The organism is Streptomyces sp. NPDC020747, from assembly GCF_044334695.1.
GTDB lineage: Bacteria > Actinomycetota > Actinomycetes > Streptomycetales > Streptomycetaceae > Streptomyces.
The window spans coordinates 1-1,558 of the sequence record NZ_JBIRTJ010000050.1 but is presented as its reverse complement, the minus strand read 5'-3'; the positions used below and the strand labels follow the sequence as shown (position 1 = coordinate 1,558).

General features: G+C 73.7%; 1 protein-coding gene. It reads right to left on the bottom strand.

The features are described from left to right. Window positions 1-1,558: ABC transporter substrate-binding protein (locus tag ACH4YP_RS48000; RefSeq protein WP_398497929.1), on the bottom strand; the 1,558-nt coding region annotated here is incomplete at both ends.

Sequence of the window (1,558 nt, the reverse complement as noted above, 5' to 3'; positions counted from 1 at the left end):
GACCTGGTACAGGAAGCTCGTGTTCTCGGGTCTGAGTCCGTGGGTGATGTCCTGGTTGAAGCGGATGGGCTTGGCCACGCCGTCGTAGCTGAGTTTGAAGAGCCGTTCGGTGACCTGCCCGGGGGTGATGCCGGCGCCGCCGCCATGGGCGTCCAGGGAAGCGGCGATCAGACCCACCGCGTCGTAGGCTTCGGCGGCCCAGCGGGCGGGAGACGCGCCGTAGCGGTCGCGGTACGCGGAGGTGAAGGCACGGGCGGCCTTGCTGTCCGACGACTGCGGTTCGCTGTAGGGCGCTCCGAACACCCAGCCCTCGGCGGCCTCGCCGGCGGCTTCCAGAAAGGCCGGGCGCATGACGGATTCGAAGGTCACCCGGGGACCGGTGAAACCCGCGGTGGCCAGCGCGCGGGCACAGGCCGCGGCCCGGGTCGGCGAAGTGCCCGCGTAGACGACGGCCTCGGGTCGCGTGGCCAGCGCGGCGGCGACGGCCGGGCCGAAGTCGTCTGTGCCGGACGCCACCGGGTGGACCGTGGCGGTGCCCTCACTGGGCGGTGTCTCTCGCAGGCCGCGCGCGGTCTCGGCCATCTGGGGCGCGGCCTGGTCCTGGACGACGGCGGTGCGCTCGACCTTGCGGACCCAGGTCAGGTAGGCGAGCACCGGCAGGGTCCGGTACCTGCTCGGGGCCGTGGTCACGCAGAGGGTGCGTTCCGTGGCCGAGGACAGCCCCAATGCGTCGTAGTCGGCCGAGACGAGCAGGACCGGCACGAACGCCTCCCCGTACAGGGGGACCGCTGCGCGGGCGGCGGCGACGGTGGTGGGGCCGATCACCGCGCACAGGGACCGCTCGGTGAGCAGCTCGCGGGCCCCTTCCTTCGCCCGCCCGGCCTCGCCCCGGTCATCGTAAGAGGTGAGGGCGAGCCGGAAGCGGGTGTTCTCGCGGGCGTTGTGGGCGGCCACGGCGAGCCGGGCACCGCGCTCCTGCGCCAGTCCGACCACTTTCTGATCACCCGTCAGGGCAGCCTGGAAGCCGATGACATGGGCGGGCAGGTTCTGCGCCGCGCCGCCGGGCGTGGTGTCCTGACGATTCGTCAGCAGGATCGCGGTGCCGGACGCGGCGAGGACCGCGACGGCCGAGCCGCCGATGGCGAGGATCCGACGCCGGGAAGGCGCGCGTCCCTCGCCCACGACGGTGGGTTCCAGTAGGGCCGTGGGGCCGCTCTGCCGGGGCGGCGGGTCCAGGGCTCGGGCGGAGCGGTCGGCGACCAGGCGCAGTACGGCGGAGGGGAGCCAGTCGGCCGAGGTGGCGGAGGCGAACCCCTCGGCGGAGGTGGCCTGTTGATGGGGAGCGGCCTGTTGATCGGGACCGGTCGCCCTCTGATCGACATCCCGTAGGGAGCGGGCGAGTTCGGCCGCCGTGGGTCGTCCGGCGGGGTCCTTGGCCAGGCAGCCGGTGATCGCCGTACGCAGCGGGAGCGGCAGCCGGTCGAGGCCGGGCACGTCGGGTTCCTCGTGCACGGTGCGGTACAGGACGGCGGCCGGGTCGCCGAGGCCGAAGGGCCGC